The sequence below is a fragment of the Bifidobacterium criceti genome (assembly GCF_002286935.1).
In the GTDB taxonomy this organism is placed as follows: domain Bacteria; phylum Actinomycetota; class Actinomycetes; order Actinomycetales; family Bifidobacteriaceae; genus Bifidobacterium; species Bifidobacterium criceti.
This window is the reverse complement of record NZ_MVOH01000014.1, coordinates 127759-144835: the sequence shown is the minus strand read 5'-3', so window position 1 is coordinate 144835 and position 17077 is coordinate 127759. Positions and strand designations below refer to the sequence as shown.

9 protein-coding genes are annotated in these 17077 nt (G+C 63.9%); 8 read left to right on the top strand and 1 reads right to left on the bottom strand.

Features of this window, described 5'->3' with window-relative positions; genetic code table 11:
• Nucleotides 1-51 precede the first annotated feature (51 nt).
• Genes alaS through mltG form a run of 3 tightly spaced genes read left to right on the top strand, consistent with a single transcriptional unit; the run spans nucleotide 52 to nucleotide 4454 of the window.
• Nucleotides 52-2748: an alanine--tRNA ligase gene (alaS, locus tag B1526_RS06190; RefSeq protein ID WP_095615197.1), complete on the top strand. Its 2697-nt coding sequence runs from the start codon at nucleotides 52-54 to the stop codon at nucleotides 2746-2748.
• 11 nt (nucleotides 2749-2759) lie between these two features.
• Nucleotides 2760-3215, top strand: coding sequence for a Holliday junction resolvase RuvX (gene ruvX / locus B1526_RS06185; RefSeq protein ID WP_095615196.1), 456 nt, complete (start codon nucleotides 2760-2762; stop codon nucleotides 3213-3215).
• A 24-nt stretch (nucleotides 3216-3239) separates the two neighbouring features.
• Entirely contained in the window at nucleotides 3240-4454 is a 1215-nt protein-coding gene (gene mltG / locus B1526_RS06180) for an endolytic transglycosylase MltG (RefSeq protein WP_095615195.1), read from the top strand.
• On the opposite strand, the gene B1526_RS06175 is transcribed toward mltG, so the two are convergent.
• On the bottom strand, nucleotides 4451-4921 hold the full coding sequence (locus B1526_RS06175) for a prepilin peptidase (protein WP_268802228.1): 471 nt from the start codon (nucleotides 4919-4921) through the stop codon (nucleotides 4451-4453). The two genes, mltG and B1526_RS06175, sit on opposite strands and share 4 nt — an antisense overlap.
• A 45-nt stretch (nucleotides 4922-4966) precedes the next feature.
• Here B1526_RS06175 and aroC point away from each other — a divergent pair, with 45 nt between their 5' ends.
• The 5 genes from aroC to B1526_RS06150 all read left to right on the top strand — a co-directional run bounded on the left by aroC (nucleotide 4967) and on the right by B1526_RS06150 (nucleotide 17025).
• Nucleotides 4967-6160, top strand: coding sequence for a chorismate synthase (aroC, locus tag B1526_RS06170; protein WP_095615194.1), 1194 nt, complete (start codon nucleotides 4967-4969; stop codon nucleotides 6158-6160).
• A gap of 36 nt (nucleotides 6161-6196) precedes the next feature.
• Nucleotides 6197-7855: a bifunctional shikimate kinase/3-dehydroquinate synthase gene (locus B1526_RS06165; protein WP_095615193.1), complete on the top strand. Its 1659-nt coding sequence runs from the start codon at nucleotides 6197-6199 to the stop codon at nucleotides 7853-7855.
• Nucleotides 7856-7910: 55 nt separating this feature from the next.
• A complete protein-coding gene (gene aroQ / locus B1526_RS06160; protein ID WP_095615192.1) occupies nucleotides 7911-8372 on the top strand; it encodes a type II 3-dehydroquinate dehydratase in 462 nt (153 codons plus the stop codon).
• Between the two features lie 375 nt (nucleotides 8373-8747).
• Complete coding sequence (gene pulA / locus B1526_RS06155; protein WP_235607072.1) at nucleotides 8748-13937, top strand: type I pullulanase; 5190 nt, start codon at nucleotides 8748-8750, stop codon at nucleotides 13935-13937.
• A gap of 277 nt (nucleotides 13938-14214) precedes the next feature.
• Nucleotides 14215-17025 carry an InlB B-repeat-containing protein gene (locus B1526_RS06150; RefSeq protein ID WP_095615191.1) on the top strand — a complete coding sequence of 937 codons (2811 nt, stop codon included), beginning with the start codon at nucleotides 14215-14217 and terminating at the stop codon, nucleotides 17023-17025.
• Nucleotides 17026-17077: the final 52 nt, after the last annotated feature.

The following is a 17077-nucleotide window of genomic DNA, read 5'->3' as shown; positions in this document are numbered from 1 at the left end:
CCAACGCAACCCCACCATCATCTTCAACCATCTTCAAAGGAGCCGCCAGCAATGCGCACCGCGGAGATCGCGCAGCGATACCTCAACTACTTCAAGAAGCAGGACCACCTCATCGTGCCGTCCGCCTCGCTCATCTCGCCGAACCCGACGACGCTCTTCACGATCGCCGGCATGGTGCCGTTCATCCCGTACCTCATGGGTGAGCAGACGCCGCCGAGCCACCGCATGGCGAGCAACCAGAAGTGCGTGCGCACGCTCGACATCGACGAGGTCGGCAAGACGACGCGCCACGGCACGTTCTTCCAGATGCTCGGCAACTTCTCCTTCGGCGACTACTTCAAGGAGGAGGCCATCCACTACGCGTACGAGCTGCTCACGAGCCCCGTCGATCAGGGCGGCTACGGCTTCGACCCGGAGAAGCTGTGGATGACGACGTACACCGACGATGACGAGGCGCGCGCGATCTGGAAGAACGAGGGCGTCGACACCGAACACATCCAGATCCTCGGCATGGAGGACAACTTCTGGACGACGGGCGGCCCCGGACCCGGTGGCCCGTGCTCCGAGATCTACGTCGACCGAGGCCCCGAATACGGCAAGGAAGGCGGCCCGATCGCCGACGAGAACCGCTACATCGAGATCTGGGACCTCGTCTTCGAGAACTATATGGTCGACAACGTCAAGTCGAAGACCGAACTGCACATCGCCGGCGAGCTCAAGCACAAGAACATCGACACCGGCGCGGGCCTCGAACGTCTCGCGTACCTGCTGCAGGGCAAGCAGAACATCTACGAGACCGATGAGGTCTTCCCGGTCATCGAGGCTGCCGAGAAACTCGCCGGCATCAAGTACGGCGAGGACAAGGACGCGGACGTCAAGATGCGCGTCGTCGCCGACCATGTGCGCTCCGCGCTGATGATCATGAGCGACGGCGTGCGTCCGAGCAACGCGGGCCGCGGCTATGTGCTGCGCCGCCTGCTGCGCCGCACGATCGAGGCGATGCGCGTGCTCGGCGTCACGACGCCCGTCATGCCCGAACTGCTGCCCGTGTCCGAAGCCGCGATGGAACCGAACTACCCGGAGCTCGCGAACACGTTCCATGACGTGTCCGAAGCCGCCTATGGCGAGGAGGACGCGTTCCGCCGCACGCTCACGAACGGCATCGAGATCTTCGACATGGCCGTCACGAAGGCGAAGGCCGAAGCCGCGAAGCAGCACGAGGCGCAGCCGGTCGTCTCGGGCGACGCGGCGTTCACGCTCCACGACACCTACGGCTTCCCGATCGAGCTCACGCTCGAGATGGCGCAGGACCAGGGCGTCAAGGTCGACGAGGAGAAGTTCCGCGAGCTCATGAACGAGCAGAAGTCGCGTGCGCGCCAGGATGCGCTCAGGAAGCGCCACAACGTGGACCTGAGCGAATACGACGATTTCAAGAACAAGCTTGAGGCGCCGATCGAGTTCCTCGGCTACACGGACATGACGTCGCGCAGCCGCGTCCTCGGCATCATGATGGAGGGCGTCGGCTCCGTGCCGGCGGTCTCCGCACCGGCGACCGTCGAGGTCATCCTCGACCGCACGCCGTTCTACGCCGAAGCCGGCGGCCAGCTCGCCGATCAGGGCGACATCGTCTCCGATGATGGCGCCGTGCTTGAGGTAGACGATGTGCAGAAGCCGATCAAGGACCTCATCGTGCACCAGTGCCGCCTCATCGAGGGCACGCTCGTCGTCGGCGCCGAAGTGACCGCCGAGATCGACGTCGAGCGCCGTGGCGCGATCGCCCGTTCGCACACCGCGACGCACATCGTGCACAAGGCGCTGCGTGAGGAGCTTGGCCCGCAGGCGACGCAGCGTGGCTCCGAGGACGCCCCGAACCGCCTGCGCTTCGACTTCCAGTGGCCGAAGGCGCCGACGAAGCAGCTCATGAGCGCCGTCGAGGCGCGCGTCAACGACCGTGTGCGCGACAACCTGCACGTTTCGACGCAGGAGATGAAGTTCGACGACGCGATCGCGCTCGGCGCGATGCATCTGTTCGGCGAGAAGTACGGCGACGTCGTGCGCGTCGTCACAATCGGCGATGACGGGTGGAGCCGTGAGCTGTGCGGCGGCACCCATGTCGATTTCGCCGGCAAGATCGGCCTCGTCAACATCATGTCCGAGGCGTCGGTCGGCTCGGGCGTGCGACGCGTCGACGCGCTCGTGGGTGAAAGCGCCTACGATTACAACGCGCGCGAGCATGCGCTCGTCTCGCAGTTGTCCGACACACTCAACGCGCGCCCCGACGAGCTCGCCGAACGCGTCAACACGCTCCTCGCGAGGCTCAAGGATTCGGATCGACGCCTTGCCGCGATGTATGAGGCGCGCATCGCCGCGTCGGTACCGCAGATCATCGACGACGCAAACGCATCACATGCGCCGATCGTCGTCGCCGCGAAGAACGTCGGCCACTTCGGCTCGTTCGATGTGCTGCGCAAGACCGTCATGGACATCCGCAACCGTCTGGGCGACGACCGTCCGGTCGTCGTCGCGCTTGCGGGCGTGAACGAGGACGACAAGCCGATGGTCGCCGTCGCGACGAACGAAGCGGCGCGCAAGGAAGGCATCAAGGCCGGCGACCTTGTGCGCGGCGCCTCGAAGATCCTCGGCGGCGGCGGCGGCGGCAAGCCGGACTTCGCCCAGGGCGGCGGTTCCGACGCGTCGAAGCTCGACGATGCCGTCGCGGCGCTCGCCAAGGAAGCGCAGAAGGCCTGACCGCCCGCCCCATGGTCTGGCTAGGCATCGATTTGGGGAACGCCCGGGTCGGGCTCGCATTGTCCGACCCGGAGCTGACCTTCGCCCATCCCGCGGGCAACATCACCGTGCGGGGAGATTATTTCCAGGCGTTCGACGACGTCCTCAACGTCATCGAGGACGAGCATGTCACATGCGTCGTCATCGGCCTGCCGTTGCAGATGGACGGCACCGAGGGCAAAAGCGCGAAGAAGGCGCGCCGGTGGGCCAAGTCGCTCGGCGCGCGCCTCATGGCCGAATCGGAAGATGCGATGTCGGGCATCGACTGGGTACCTGATATTATGCTCATAGATGAACGTCTGACGACGGTCGACGCCCACCGCCGACTGTTCGACGCGCAATTGGGAAGCCGGCGGCACCGCGCCGCGGTCGACCAGCAGTCAGCGGTGACGATCCTGCAGACGGCTTTGGAACGGGCCCGCCAGTGATGCGCAAGGTTCAGAGGAGAGAGTGTGCCTGAGGATTTTCATGATTTTTTCAGCGATGACGATTCCTGGGATGATGGCTCGGGCCATGACCATTTCGGCTCGGACGGCGTGGACGGCGGCTCATCGACATTGCCGCCGCGCCCGCCGAAATCGCGCCGCGATATGCGCCGGCATCGCAAACGCAAGCATCGCAAACGCCTGATCGTCATCATCGCATCGCTTGTCGTCATCGCGATGTGCATCGGCATCGGTGTTTTCGCGTACGGCAAGGTCAAGCAGTGGCGGCACAACAACCTCACCGACAGCTCGGTCGTCGACGACTATCCGGGTCCGGGCGACGGCGACGTGGCGTTCACGGTCGAATCGGGGCAGGGCGTCGCCGAGATCGCCGAAGGGCTGCACGCAAAGGACATCATCAAATCGGTCGACGCGTTCACGGGCGTCGTCGCAAGCAATTCGTACACGCTCTATCCGGGTACATACGAGCTCAAATACCATATGAAGGCGTCCGCGGTCGCGAAGATCCTCTCCGACGAAGGCAACGCGAAAGGTTTCGTCGAGGTGCGCCAGGGCGAGCGCCTCGATGATGTGCTCAAGACGGCGGCGACGTCCTCGGGGTTGCCGCTCAAGGATTTCGAGGACTACGTCAACGACGCGGCGAAGATGAGCGAGATCCTCCCCGCGAGTGCGAACGGCAAGATCGAGGGCTGGCTCGAACCGGGCGTCTATAACATCGGGGACAATCCGACCCCGCGCTCGATCCTCGAGCAGATGGTGCAGTCGAGGATCGAGAACCTCAACGAGCTTGGCGTGCCGGAAGATGAGGAACGGGAACGCATCCTCATCATCGCGTCGATCGTCGAAGCCGAAGTGAACTCGCAGGAGTACTACGGCAAGGTCAGCCGCGTCATCGAGAACCGCCTCAAGGACGACATGCCGCTCGGTATGGATTCGACGGTCGCATACGGGTTCAAAGTCAAGGGTACGGAGCTGACGAACGACCAGCTCAATGACGGTTCGAACCCGTTCAATACGCGTGTGAACAAGGGGCTGCCGCCGACGCCGATCTCCAATCCGGGCGATGACGCGATCCAAGCGGCGATGCATCCCGAGGACGGCGACTGGCTGTATTTCGTGACGACCGACCTCAAGACGGGGGAGACGAAGTTCACGAGCAGCTATGACGAGTTCGAGAAGTTCGTCCAGGAGTACAAGAACGGCAACGAGAACGCGAATTAATGCCCGATGACCGACGTCGCGACGGCAAGGAGCCCCGAGGCGACGATCACCGGGACGAACGGCACCCTGGCATCCGCGTCAGGGTGCCGTTTCGCATGCCGGTGCCATGCGTCGATCCACACGAGGCCCAAAAGGCCCATGAACAGCCACCACGATATGAACGCGGCGGTGCCGAACACGCCGAGCATACAGCCAATGAGCGCGCACGCGGTGACATCCCCGAGGCCAAGCGCGCCCGGGCGGATGAGCGCAAGCGTGAGCTGGATGCCGGCCGCGCACACAAGGCCTGTGATCGCGTGGAGCAGCACGACCGCCTCACCGGTGGAGGATGCGAGGAACATGCATGCTGCGAGCTGGGCGGTGACGCCGGCGATGATGAGGCGTCGCGGGACAAGGCGGCGGCGCATGTCGGTCACGCACGCCGCGATTCCACAAAGCAGTCCGGGCAGGCAGCAAAGGTACGGCATACCGTTAAGATAGTCACAGTTTTCCCAAGGACCAAAGGAGTTGGCATGTTGCGTTGGCAGACCGCTGGCGAATCCCATGGCGAGGCGCTCGTCGCGATGATCGAGGGCATCCCCGCAGGCGTGAGGATCACGTCGGACGACATCCGTGGGGCGCTCGCCCGCCGCCGCCTCGGCTACGGCCGCGGCGCGCGCATGAAGTTCGAGCAGGATCAGGTGCGCATGCTCACCGGCGTGCGTTTCGGTTCCACGCTTGGTTCGCCGATCGCAATCGAGATCGGCAATACCGAATGGCCGAAATGGACCGAGGTCATGAGTGCGGACGCGCTCGACCATGACCTTGCACGTGAGGGCCGCAACGCGCCGTTGAGCCGTCCGCGCCCTGGCCACGCCGACCTGACGGGCATGCGCAAATACGGGTTCGACGACGCGCGTCCCGTGCTCGAGCGTTCAAGCGCCCGAGAGACCGCGTCACGCGTCGCGCTTGGTGCGATCGCGGCCCGCTTCCTTGAGCAGGCCGCCGGCATCCGCACCGTATCGCATGTCCTGTCGATCGGCGGTGCGGGTGCGGACGATTCGTCCGCGATGCCACTGCCCACCCCCGATGACGTCGACGCACTCGACGCGTCCCCGGTGCGCACACTCGATAAGGACGCCGAGGCGCGCATGATTGCGCGCATCGACGAGGCGAAAGCGAACGCGGACACGCTCGGCGGCGTCATCGAGGTCATCGCATACGGCATGCCCGCCGGTGTCGGCACCTATGTCGAATCCGACCGCAGGCTCGACGCGGCGCTCGCATCGGCCGTCATGGGCATCCAGGCGATCAAGGGCGTCGAGATCGGCGACGGCTTCCTTGAGGCGATGCGCCCCGGCTCGCAGGCGCATGACGAGATCGTCACCGGCGCGGACGGGCATATCGAACGGCTCACGAACCGCGCGGGCGGCATCGAAGGCGGCATGTCGAACGGGCAGCCGATCCGTGTACGCGCCGCGATGAAACCGATCCCGTCGATTCCGAAGGCGCTGCGCACCGTCGATGTGACGACCGGCGAGGCGGCGCAGGCGATCAACCAGCGTTCCGACAGCACGGCGGTGCCGGCGGCGGCGGTCGTCGCCGAGGCGATGGTCAGGCTCACGCTCGCGAAATATGTGCTCGAGAAGTTCGGCGGCGACAGCATCGCCGAGACACGCCGCAACATCGAGGCCTACCTCGCCTCGTGGCCCGAGCACATGCGCTGAAACGCATCGATTGCGCGGCATATCGGAAGGAGAGCAGTGGCAGGGCACAGCAGACGCGCCAAGCGTGCGCGGCGGCAGCCGGAGGCCGTCATCGTCGGCATGATGGGCGCCGGCAAGACGCGGCTCGGCAAGGAGATGTCGCAGATGCTCGGCATCGCGTTCGAGGACGCGGACGAGCAGATCGAGCGACGCATCGGCATGACGATACCGAAGTATTTCGCGAAGCATGGCGAACCGGCGTTCAGACAGGTCGAATATGACGTCATCGACGAGACACTCGGCTCGTTCGACGGCATCTACGCGCTCGGTGGCGGCGCCCCGATGACGCCGGCCGTGCGTGAGCGGCTGCGCAACTACGCCGACCGTGGCGGCCGGGTCATCTACCTGCTCGCCGACCCGTCCGAGGCGATGGACCGCGCGCGCAGGGGCGGCGGGCGGCCGATGCTCGACGGCGACGCGGACGCGCGGTGGATGGCGCTCTATGAGCAGCGCGATCCGGTCTACAGGCAGGTGGCGAACGTCATCGTACGCACCCATGGCATGACACCGAAAGCGGCGGCAAGGAAGATGATCGAAATGACGAATGAAGGAATCGTCCACGTCGACGGCGCGGGCATCGAACCATACGACGTGCGCATCGGGGAGGGGACGCTCAACCATCTGCCCGATGTCATCGGCGAAGGGCCCGTGTGCGTCGCGCTCATCCATACGCAGTCGGTGCAGCGCCACTCCGACCGCGCACGCGCGATCCTGCGCAAGGCCGGCTACGAGGTGAGCGACATCGTCATCCCGGACGCCGAGGCCGGCAAGACGATCCAGGTCGCGAACGGCATCTGGGAGCGGCTCGGCAACGAGGGCTTCACACGCTCCGACGCGATCGTCGGGCTCGGTGGCGGCGCATGCACCGACCTCGCCGGTTTCGTCGCCGCGACATGGATGCGCGGTGTGCGCTATGTGAACTGTCCGACATCGCTCCTCGCGATGGTCGACGCGTCCACGGGCGGCAAGACCGGCATCAACACACCGCAGGGCAAGAATCTCGTCGGCTCGTTCTACACGCCGGCGGGCGTCCTCGCCGACCTGCGCACGCTCACGTCGCTGCCGAACGACATCTTCATCGAAGGCCTCGGCGAAGTCGCGAAATCCGGATTCATCCGCGACCCGGAGATTCTGACGATCCTTGAGGACCATGCCGACGAGCTGCGCGCGTTCGACGGCGAGACGTTCCTCGAATCACCACTCAAACCCGTCGTCGCCGAACTCATCGAACGCACTGTGCGCGTCAAGGCGTACCACGTGTCCGCCGACCTCAAGGAAGCGGGGCTGCGCGAGTTCCTCAACTACGGACACACATTCGGGCATGCGATCGAACAGCTCGAGCATTTCCGCTGGAGGCATGGCAACGCCGTCGCCGTCGGCATGGTCTACGCGGCCGAACTGTCGAACCTCACCGGGCATCTCGACCGTCAGACCGTCGAATACACGTACGACCTGCTCGACCGGCTCGGCCTGCCGACGTCATGGAACGGCGCCAGCTTTGACGAGGTACTCGCCCTGATGCATCGCGACAAGAAGGCGCGTGGCAACACGCTGCGCTTCGTCGGCCTCGAGGAGATCGGCACACCGTTCCACCTCAACGACCCCGATGCCGATGCGGTGCGCAAGGCATTCGAACGCGTCCGCCAGCAGGCATGACGCGCACGCGGTACTATCATGGGGCTGTGATGTCCCCGGAAGGATTGGAGTGGAAATGGCCGGAACCGAACGAGTCAACGTGATCGTCGTCAACGGGCCGAACCTCGGCCGTCTTGGCGTGCGCCAGCCGGACGTGTATGGCAGGCAGGACCTCGAACAGCTGCGCAGGCTGTGCACACAGTGGGGCGATGAACAAGGCCTCGACGTGGATGTGCGCCAGACGGACGACGAGGCGCAGATGGTGCAGTGGATGCATGAGGCGGCCGAGGGGCAGAAGGCGGTCGTCATGAACCCGGCCGCGTTCACGCATTATTCGTATGCGCTCGCCGACGCGGCGCATATGGTGCTCGATGCGGACATGCCGCTCATCGAAGTGCACATCTCGAACCCGGCCGCACGTGACGAGTTCCGCAAGCGTTCCGTCATCAGCCCGGTCGCGACCGGCACAATCACGGGACTCGGTTTCCTCGGCTACCGGCTTGCGCTTGAGGCGGTCGCCGAACTGACAAAGGCGTGAGCGGGAACTTATCCCAATTCTGATATATGGCGGGGTCCGGAGCCTTTTGTGGTTCCGGACCCCGCCATGTTGTTCGCATTGTGCTTTGTGCCGAACAATACCTTCGATGATCGCGACGCACGGTGGGGGAGGGGGACATGCCGACACAAGGGGAAAATGTGAGCATTCGGTGGAGTTTTGCTTCCAGCTGAGGTATAATTGCTTGTGATTTCACTGCAAACGTATGCACGATTCGTTGACGAATCCCTCGGAAATCCTTGCAAAATATGCAAGCGAGCGTTGCATACATTGGCAATCCGGCTGGAGGAAAAGGAACGATACTATGACGTCGCGACTGGAATCCATCCGGAACAGGGAAAAGAGAATGGAAAACATATGGTGAATCAGCAGTTCCGCACTGCGATGCGCCGCACAACCGGGATGGGCGTGGCCTTCGCCATGGCCTGCTCGGGTGCGTTGCTCACGGTGCCGATGGCGGCCAACGCCGCCCCTGCCGACACGGGAAGCACGGCGCTTCCCGCGGCGACCGACGTGCAGGTCATCGCGTTCCAGCAGACCTGGAAGTCGATCGCGAAGGAGTGCACGAACACCTACGGGCCGCAGGGCGTCAAATACGTCGAGATCTCACCGCCACAGGAATCGATCCAGGGCACCGAATGGTGGACAAGCTACCAGCCGGTGAGCTACAAACTCGATTCGAAGCTCGGCACCGAAGCCGAATTCAAGAACATGATCACGACATGTGATGCCGCGGGCGTTGGCATCATCGCCGACGTCGTGCTCAACCAGACGACCGGTTTGGATGTCGCTGCAGGCGAGCAGACCGGTGTGGCGGGCACAAAGTACAACGGCTCGATCGGCGACTATCCGGGCTTCACCGGCGAAAACGGCCAATATCCGCAAGGTGTGACCGCCGCCGACTTCCATGACTACAACAACGGCGCAAGCGTCTCCGATTACAAGAACCAACAGGAGGTGCAGGAAGGCCGCCTGAACTCGATGTGGGACTTCGACACGTCGAGCGAGAAGGTGCAGGACATCCAGTCCGACTATCTCGCCAAGCTCTACAAGATGGGCGTCAAGGGCTTCCGCATCGACGCCGTCAAGCACATCAACAACGAGGACATCAAGGGCATCAAAGACAAGATGGCCCAGAAGGTCGGCAAGAACGCCGACGACATCTACTGGATCCAGGAAGTCATCGGCAATGCGAGCGAAGCGCCCGGCATCCAGCCGCGCAATTACCTGGAGACCGGCACCGTGACGCAGTTCGACTACAAGTCGGACCTCAACGCCAAGTTCAAGGGCAAGATCGCCGAACTCAAGGACCTCTCGACGCGCATCGGCGACCTGTCGTCGAATCCGAATGCGATTGCGTCCAAGGACGCGAACGTCTTCGTGACGAACTGGGACACCGCCCGTAACGACGGCGCGATCACCTACAAGAACGATTCGATGTACGCGCTCGCGAACGCATTCATGCTCGCCTACGACTACGGAACGCCGCGACTGATTTCTGATTACAAATACGACAACAAGGATGATGGAGCGCCGGGCGCGACCGCGGTCTCGGTGCCGGACGTCGACTTCGACAAGGAATGCTCGACAAAGGACGGCGACTGGAACTGCCAGCAGCGTTGGACGACGACGCGCGGCATGATCGCGTTCCACAACTACGTGGACGGGACCGCCGTCGAGCAGTGGCAGGACGACGGCACGAATAACATCGCGTTCTCGCGCGGTGACAAAGGCTTCGTCGCGATCAACAACTCGACCGAGGACAAGGAGGCCGAATACGCGACCTCGATGCCCGACGGCGAGTACTGCGACGTCTACGCCGTGCAGGACTGTTCGAAGACCGTGACCGTCTCCGGTGGCAAGGTCAAGGTGACCGTGCCGGCGATGCAAGCCATCGCGATCTACGGCGGTGCAACGAAGACGACGCACCCCGTGTCTGACGTGGCCGTTGACCCGAGCACCCCGGACGTCGTCATCCCGGACAACACCGTCAAGCCGGACGACCAGACGACGACCGTGTGGTACAAGCCCGTCAACACGTGGGACAAGGTCTTCGTGCACCATGGCGCTGGCTCTGATTGGACAGCCGTTCCCGGCGAACAGATGGAAGGACCGGACGCGCAGGGCTACTACACGAAGACGATCGATACCAAGGGTGAGGATCACCAGATCTGCTTCAATAATGGTGCCAGCGAGTGGGACAGCAACGGCGGCCAGAACTATCTGATCCGCAAGGGCATCACACACGTCGCCGTCGAGAACAGCGCGCTCGCCGTCGGCAACCCCGAGGCGATCGGTGCCCAGACCCGTATGCTTGTGCACTACAAGCCGGCGGCTGACGAAGCGGAGAAGAACCGTGGCGTCTATGTCTGGGGCAAGGATGCGACCGGCGCCGACATGGCAGCGAAGCACCATCCGTTCACCGGCGAGGATTGCTACGGCAAGGTCGCCGAACTCACATTCGACGGCAAGTACGAGGACCTCGGCTTCATCATCACGACCGAGGACTGGGACAAGTTCGGCGGCGACCGCAACGTCAAGGTCGGCAAGACCGGCACGGTCGAGGTCTGGATCGACGGCACCGCCGACGCTGACACGACGCTCACCGAAGCGCCGGCCGACTACAAGTGCAAGGCCGACAAGGTCGACGTGACCGTGCATTACATGCGCAACGACGGCCTGTACTTCAACGCCGCCGACGCCGAGACGAAGGTCCCGCAGTGGGATCTGTGGATGTGGAACTCGAACAGCAATGGCTTCGCCTCGAAGTTCACGGGCCATGATGACTGGGGTGAGCTCGCCACCGCATCGTTCTCGAAATACACCTACCAAGCGTCCAATGGCGAATCGGACTTCGGCCTGCTGCGTCGTTACGGCGTCGATGAGTGGAAGAAAAAGGACGGCTCCGATGGTGATATCAAGATGACCGCCAACGCCCTCGTTTTCAACAACGACGGCACCGCGAAAGCCGAAGTGTGGCTCATGCAGGACGACCCGACCGTCTACACGGCGCGTCCGGCGCTTGGTGCGCGCATTTCGACGGCCGAGATCGCCAAGAAGAACACGATTGACGCGAAGCTGACAAAGCCAGCCGACGTCAAGGCCGGGGATGTCAAGGTGACCGACGCCGACGGCAACGAGGTCGAGGTCGACGATGTGAAGGTCGACGGGACGGCCGTCACGGTCACGCTCAAGAAGGACCTCGACGTGACCGCGAAGTACACGGTCGCTATCGAAGGCTTCGGCTCCGCCGACGCCGTCGCCGGCTCCGTCGTGCGCACCGACGCTTTCGACAAGGAATACGCCTACGACGGCGACGACCTCGGCGCGACCTACGCGAAGGACGGTTCGACGTTCAAGCTGTGGGCGCCGACCGCGGCGAAGGTCGAACTCATCACGTTCAAGGACGCCAAGACCGCCGACGCCGAAGCCAACGATCCGATCACGATGACACGTGGCGACAAGGGGGTGTGGAGCGTCACGACCAAGGTCGATGACGGCACCGCCTACATCTACCGTGTGTCGTTCGCCGATGGTACGGTCAACGATTCCGCCGATCCGTATGCGCGTGCGTCCGTCGTCAACGGCAGGCGTTCCGTTGTGCTGTCGCCCGCCAAGACGACCGTCGAAGGTGCGACGCGCATGGCGCCGTTCTCGAAGACGACCGACGCGATCATCGCGGAAACGCACATCCGCGACCTCACGAAGAACGAGAACTCCGGTGTGGACGCCGACAAGCGCGGCAAATACCTCGGCATGATCGAGAACGGCACGAAGAACTCCGCTGGCAAGCCCACTGGTGTCGACTACCTCAAGGAGCTCGGCATCACGCATGTGCAGATCCAGCCGATGTTCGATTACGCGAGCGTCGACGAGACGAAGCCGCTCGACGACTCCAACTACAATTGGGGTTACGATCCGCTCAACTACAATGTGCCGGAAGGCTCCTACGCCTCTGATCCGACCGACCCCGCCAACCGCGTGGTCGAGGCCAAGCAGATGGTCGACGGCCTGCACAAGAACGGCCTGCGCGTGGTCATGGACGTCGTGTACAACCACGTGGCCGATGCCGCGACGAACCCGTTCGGGCTCACCGTGCCGGGCTACTACTTCCGCTATCAGAACGGCGCACTCGTCAACAACTCGGGCTGCGGCAACGACACGGCCTCCGAGCGAGCGATGATGCGCAAGTACATCGTCGATTCCGTCACCTACTGGGCGAAGGAATACAACATGGACGGCTTCCGTTTCGACCTCATGGGCCTGCATGATGTCGAGACGATGAAGCAGGTGCGTGCCGCGCTCGACAAGATCGACCCGTCGATCGTCATCGTCGGCGAGGGCTGGGACATGAACACGACGATGGACAAGTCCGCGATGTCGATCCAGCCGAACGGCTACGAACTCGACACCCCGAACTCCACCATCTCGTTCTTCAACGATTCGATCCGCGATCAGCTCAAGGGCTCCGTGTTCTCCGAGGAGGACAACGGCTTTGTCTCGGGCAAGCAGGGCCTCGAGCGTGTGATCCTCAACAACATGCTCGGCTGCCGCAACACCGACGACTTCGACGGTGCTTATTGCACGAACGGCAACGCGAACGTCAGGTACGCGAACGCAGGCCAGGTCGTCAATTATGTGGAGATCCACGACAACCTGACGCTCAACGACAAGCTCGAGAAGTCGCTCTTCGCACAGGGCCGCAACGAAGGCCTTGATGAGGCGGGCCGGAAGGCGAAGGTCATCGAGACCTCGAAGCTCGCCGATTCCGCGATCTTCATGGCGTTCGGCATCTCCGAGTTCCAAGTGGGCCAGGAGTTCCTGCGCACGAAGGGCGGCGACGAGAACAGCTACAAGTCGGGCGATGCGGTCAACGCCGTGGATTGGGATCGCATGAACGACGCCGGGTATGGCGACCACGCCCAGTACGTCAAGGACCTCATCGCCATCCGCAAGAAGGTCTCCGCGCTGCGTGTCGAGAGCTACAAGCAGATCTCGAGGAACACGAAGGAACTCAAGGCAGCCGACAGCGTCGTGGCCTACGAGATCGCGCGTACGAACGGCACCTATGTGGTGGCGCTCAACGCGGGTGATGAGGCTGCGACTGTGCCGGGCGTGACTGCCGGCGATTACGGCGTGCTCGTGTCCAACGGCCGTACCTACCTGCATCCGGGCGACGCTCAGGCCGTGGCATTGGCCGAGGGCGTCAATGGTGTGGATGCTTCGGTCGCAGGCGCATCGATCGCCGTCAAGGACGGCGAGGGCATCGTCGTGCCTGCCCACAGCGCTGTGCTTCTCGCCCCCGTCGCGGATCTCGCCGGGGCGGACAATCCGGATGACCCGGGCGACACCGACAAGCCGGGTGACGCGAACAAGCCGGGACAGCCTGGTGCGAACGACCATGTCGATGCGGGCGCCGCGAACTCCGCGGTGACCGGCATGGCCTCGACCGGTTCGTCGATCGCGGTCGTCATCGTCGTCGCGACGGTCGCGATCATCGCGGCCGCGGTGCTCCTCGTGGCACTACGCGAACGCCGGTCGCACTGAGCGCCGACCGCTGACATGACGCCGTCACGCTGAATGGCGTCATGGCAACCGGGAGCGGGGAGACGAATCTTCGGGTTCGCCTCCCCGCTTTTCGCATATGCGCCCGTTGCGCACAGCTTTGCGTCGGACACGCGTCGTGGCATCGCGGACACGTTGCGTGGCATGAGTGCAAACGTTGTGCGAATTGGGTCGGTGGGCCGACTCGGCATGCTATGCTTGTTCGCCGTCAGCACAATATCTGGCCTTTGCAACTCCCGAACGATCCCTGAGGAGAACAATGACGACCAAACTACGCGCCGCAATCGGCGCCGTATCCGCTTGCGCCGTGCTCATCGGCGCGCTCGCAGGCCCCGCGAGCGCACAGGACACCTCGTTGGACGGCCGTATCAGCACCGTCTATGAGACGGCGAACGGCATGACCTTCGAGAAGGTCAGCCATCCAGATAAGGGCCTGAAGACGGCCGACGGCGTCGTCGACTACATCGGCGACGGCAGGATCGCGGCGGACGGCGGCGGCCAGGGCGACCGCGGCCAATCCTACAGCTACGCCGCCGAATCGGATGGCAACTGGGTCTACATCGGCACGATGTACGGCGGCCTCGGCGTGCAGGCGATTCTCAAAGGCAGCCTGTCGGCCAACATGGGCATGAGCGTCGAGGAGGCGACCGCGCTGATCCAGACGCTCTACTCGGGCAACATGTACCTCGGCGAGCCGGACGGCAAGAGCGCCGGCGGCGTGCTGTTCAAGTTCAACGTGAAGACCGGCGAGACGAAGATCCTCATGTCCCAGTCCGAAGGCGTCGACGGCGGCAAAGGCGTCATCCCGACCTTCCGCAGCGCGTTCAAGATGAACGGCAAGCTGTACTTCGAGGGCATGGTCATGGACACGAACAACACCGAGCTGACGGCCCAGGAGATCGGCACGGCGATGGCGATGCAGAACGGCTTCCCGTGTATCTACGAGGTCGACCCGTCCGACGGCGACCGCCTGACGAAGGTCTACGACAGCGTCGACGCCGCCGGCTTCCGCGAGCTCGTCAAGCAGAACGTGTTCACGTCGACGCGCGCGATCGGCTCGTTCAAGGACGCGCTCATCGCCGGCGACCTCAAGCCGACCGCCGACGGCAAGGGCGCGGCCTACCTCGTCGCATCGAAGACGCCGTCGGTGCCCGGCTCCTACAAGGTCATCGCCGACATGGACAGCTTCGACGGCCTGCCGGCGATCCACCGCTCCGACGTCAACGGAGGCGGCGGCATCTATCAGGTGCTCGAGTTCAACGGCAAGCTGTACGTCGTCGTCTGCACCGGCAGCAGCGCGACGCGCAACGAGCAGACGGGAACCTTGCGTTCGTTCGCGATCTACGTCGGCGAGAACAACGGCGACCCGACCGAGAAGGCCGACTGGACGTGGCGTCCGCTCGTCGGCGACAAGACGAGGGGCGCGAAATACACCTTCGGCATGGACGAGAGCCGCGTGAGCGCCGGCGCCTGCACGCTGCAGATCTACAACGACCGTCTGTACATCGGCGACTACAACGACGTCTCGAGCGCGCTGCAGGGCTTCGCGCTGCGCATGAACTTCGTGACGCAGGCGACGAACCTCGAACAGTCGATCAACCTCTACCGCATGGACGCCAATGAGGACATCGAGATGCTCGTCGGCGACCCGAACGGGACCTTCCCCGACGGCGGTACGACGGGACTCGGATCCGGATACGGCAACCACATGAACCAGTACACGTGGCAGACGACCGTGCATGAAGGCAAGATGTACCTGTCGACGATGAACACGACGACGCTGCTCGAACCGATCGCGCAGTTCACGAACGGCGACGTCCTCGACATGGACGAAGAGGAATGGCGCACGACACTGTCCTATCTGCGCACGTTCCTCGAACTCATCCTCGACCGCGACGCGCTCGCGGCGGTGGCACCCACGTCCGACGATGCCGACGTGGATGCCAAGGCGAACGCTGCTGCGAGCCCGGGAACGGACGACGCGGACGCGCTCGTCGATTGGGCCGTCGAACAGGCGGCGGCGCGCGCGAACGCGGCGCAACCGACCGCCGACACAGACAACGACGCGCACGTCGATGTCACGTTGGACGTCGATGACCGCAAAGCGCTCGTCGACGGCATCGAACACGGCGACATCGTCCCGTCGAGCCTCGACGACAGCGAGACGGCGGCCCGGCTGCTCCACGCGAACGAACTGCTCGCCGCACTTGGTGGCGAGCTCGACGACAAGGCGTCCGAGGACTTCGCCGACATGTACGCGGAGGCGCAGCGACTCGTCGCGGACGCACCGCGGATCCCCGACAACCTCAAGAAGATCTACGAGACGCTCGTCAAGCTCCTCGACGTCAACAACCTCAAGGCGTTCCTCAAGTCACTGCCGTACCTCGCACAGTCGAAGCGTGGCTTCAACCTCTTCGAGATCAGCGAAGGGGAGGACGGCTCCGTCGACATCACGACGGTCGCCGATGACGGTTTCGGCGATCCCTTCAACCATGGCCTGCGCATCTTCGTCAACACCGACGAACACATGCTCATCGGCACCGCGAACCCGTTCTACGGCACACAGCTGTGGCGCGTCGCGAACACGATGTTCCCGGTGCATGTGGACGCGTCCGAAGGCGGCACGGCAAGCGCCGACCATACGACCGACGTCGCCCCGGGCACGAAGGTCACACTGACGGCCATGCCGCGGGATGGCTACCGTTTCGACAAGTGGGTTGTGACACGCGGTGGCATCGACATCGCCGATGACGGCACGTTCGAGATGCCGCGGGGCAGTGTGCACGTGCAGGCCGTGTTCGAGAGGATCGACGGTGCGGACACGCCAGCCGACGATCCGAGCGATGACCCGTCCAACGATCCATCCGACGATCCTGCCGATGATGGCTCGACCGATGGCGGTGCGGCAGGCGGTTCCGGAACCGGCGATGACGCGAACGGCACCGGCACCACGGGCGACACCACCGTGCTGTCGACGACGGGTGCGTCGGTCACGGCGATGGTCATCGCCTGCCTGACGGCCACCATGCTCGGCGCGGGCATGCTGCTGGCACGCAGGCGCAACGCCTGATACGCCGGCATTGACGCATACGAGCGAGGCCTCGGGAATCCAAGGATTCCCG

What these genes read in the sequence shown, in the direction of transcription:
- alaS (WP_095615197.1), top strand. Translation starts at nt 52, where the DNA reads ATGCGCACCGCGGAGATCGCGCAGCGATACCTCAACTACTTCAAGAAG.
- ruvX (WP_095615196.1), top strand. Translation starts at nt 2,760, where the DNA reads ATGGTCTGGCTAGGCATCGATTTGGGGAACGCCCGGGTCGGGCTCGCA.
- aroC (WP_095615194.1), top strand. Translation starts at nt 4,967, where the DNA reads ATGTTGCGTTGGCAGACCGCTGGCGAATCCCATGGCGAGGCGCTCGTC.
- pulA (WP_235607072.1), top strand. Translation starts at nt 8,748, where the DNA reads ATGGTGAATCAGCAGTTCCGCACTGCGATGCGCCGCACAACCGGGATG.
- B1526_RS06175 (WP_268802228.1), bottom strand. Translation starts at nt 4,921, where the DNA reads ATGCCGTACCTTTGCTGCCTGCCCGGACTGCTTTGTGGAATCGCGGCG.
- aroQ (WP_095615192.1), top strand. Translation starts at nt 7,911, where the DNA reads ATGGCCGGAACCGAACGAGTCAACGTGATCGTCGTCAACGGGCCGAAC.
- B1526_RS06150 (WP_095615191.1), top strand. Translation starts at nt 14,215, where the DNA reads ATGACGACCAAACTACGCGCCGCAATCGGCGCCGTATCCGCTTGCGCC.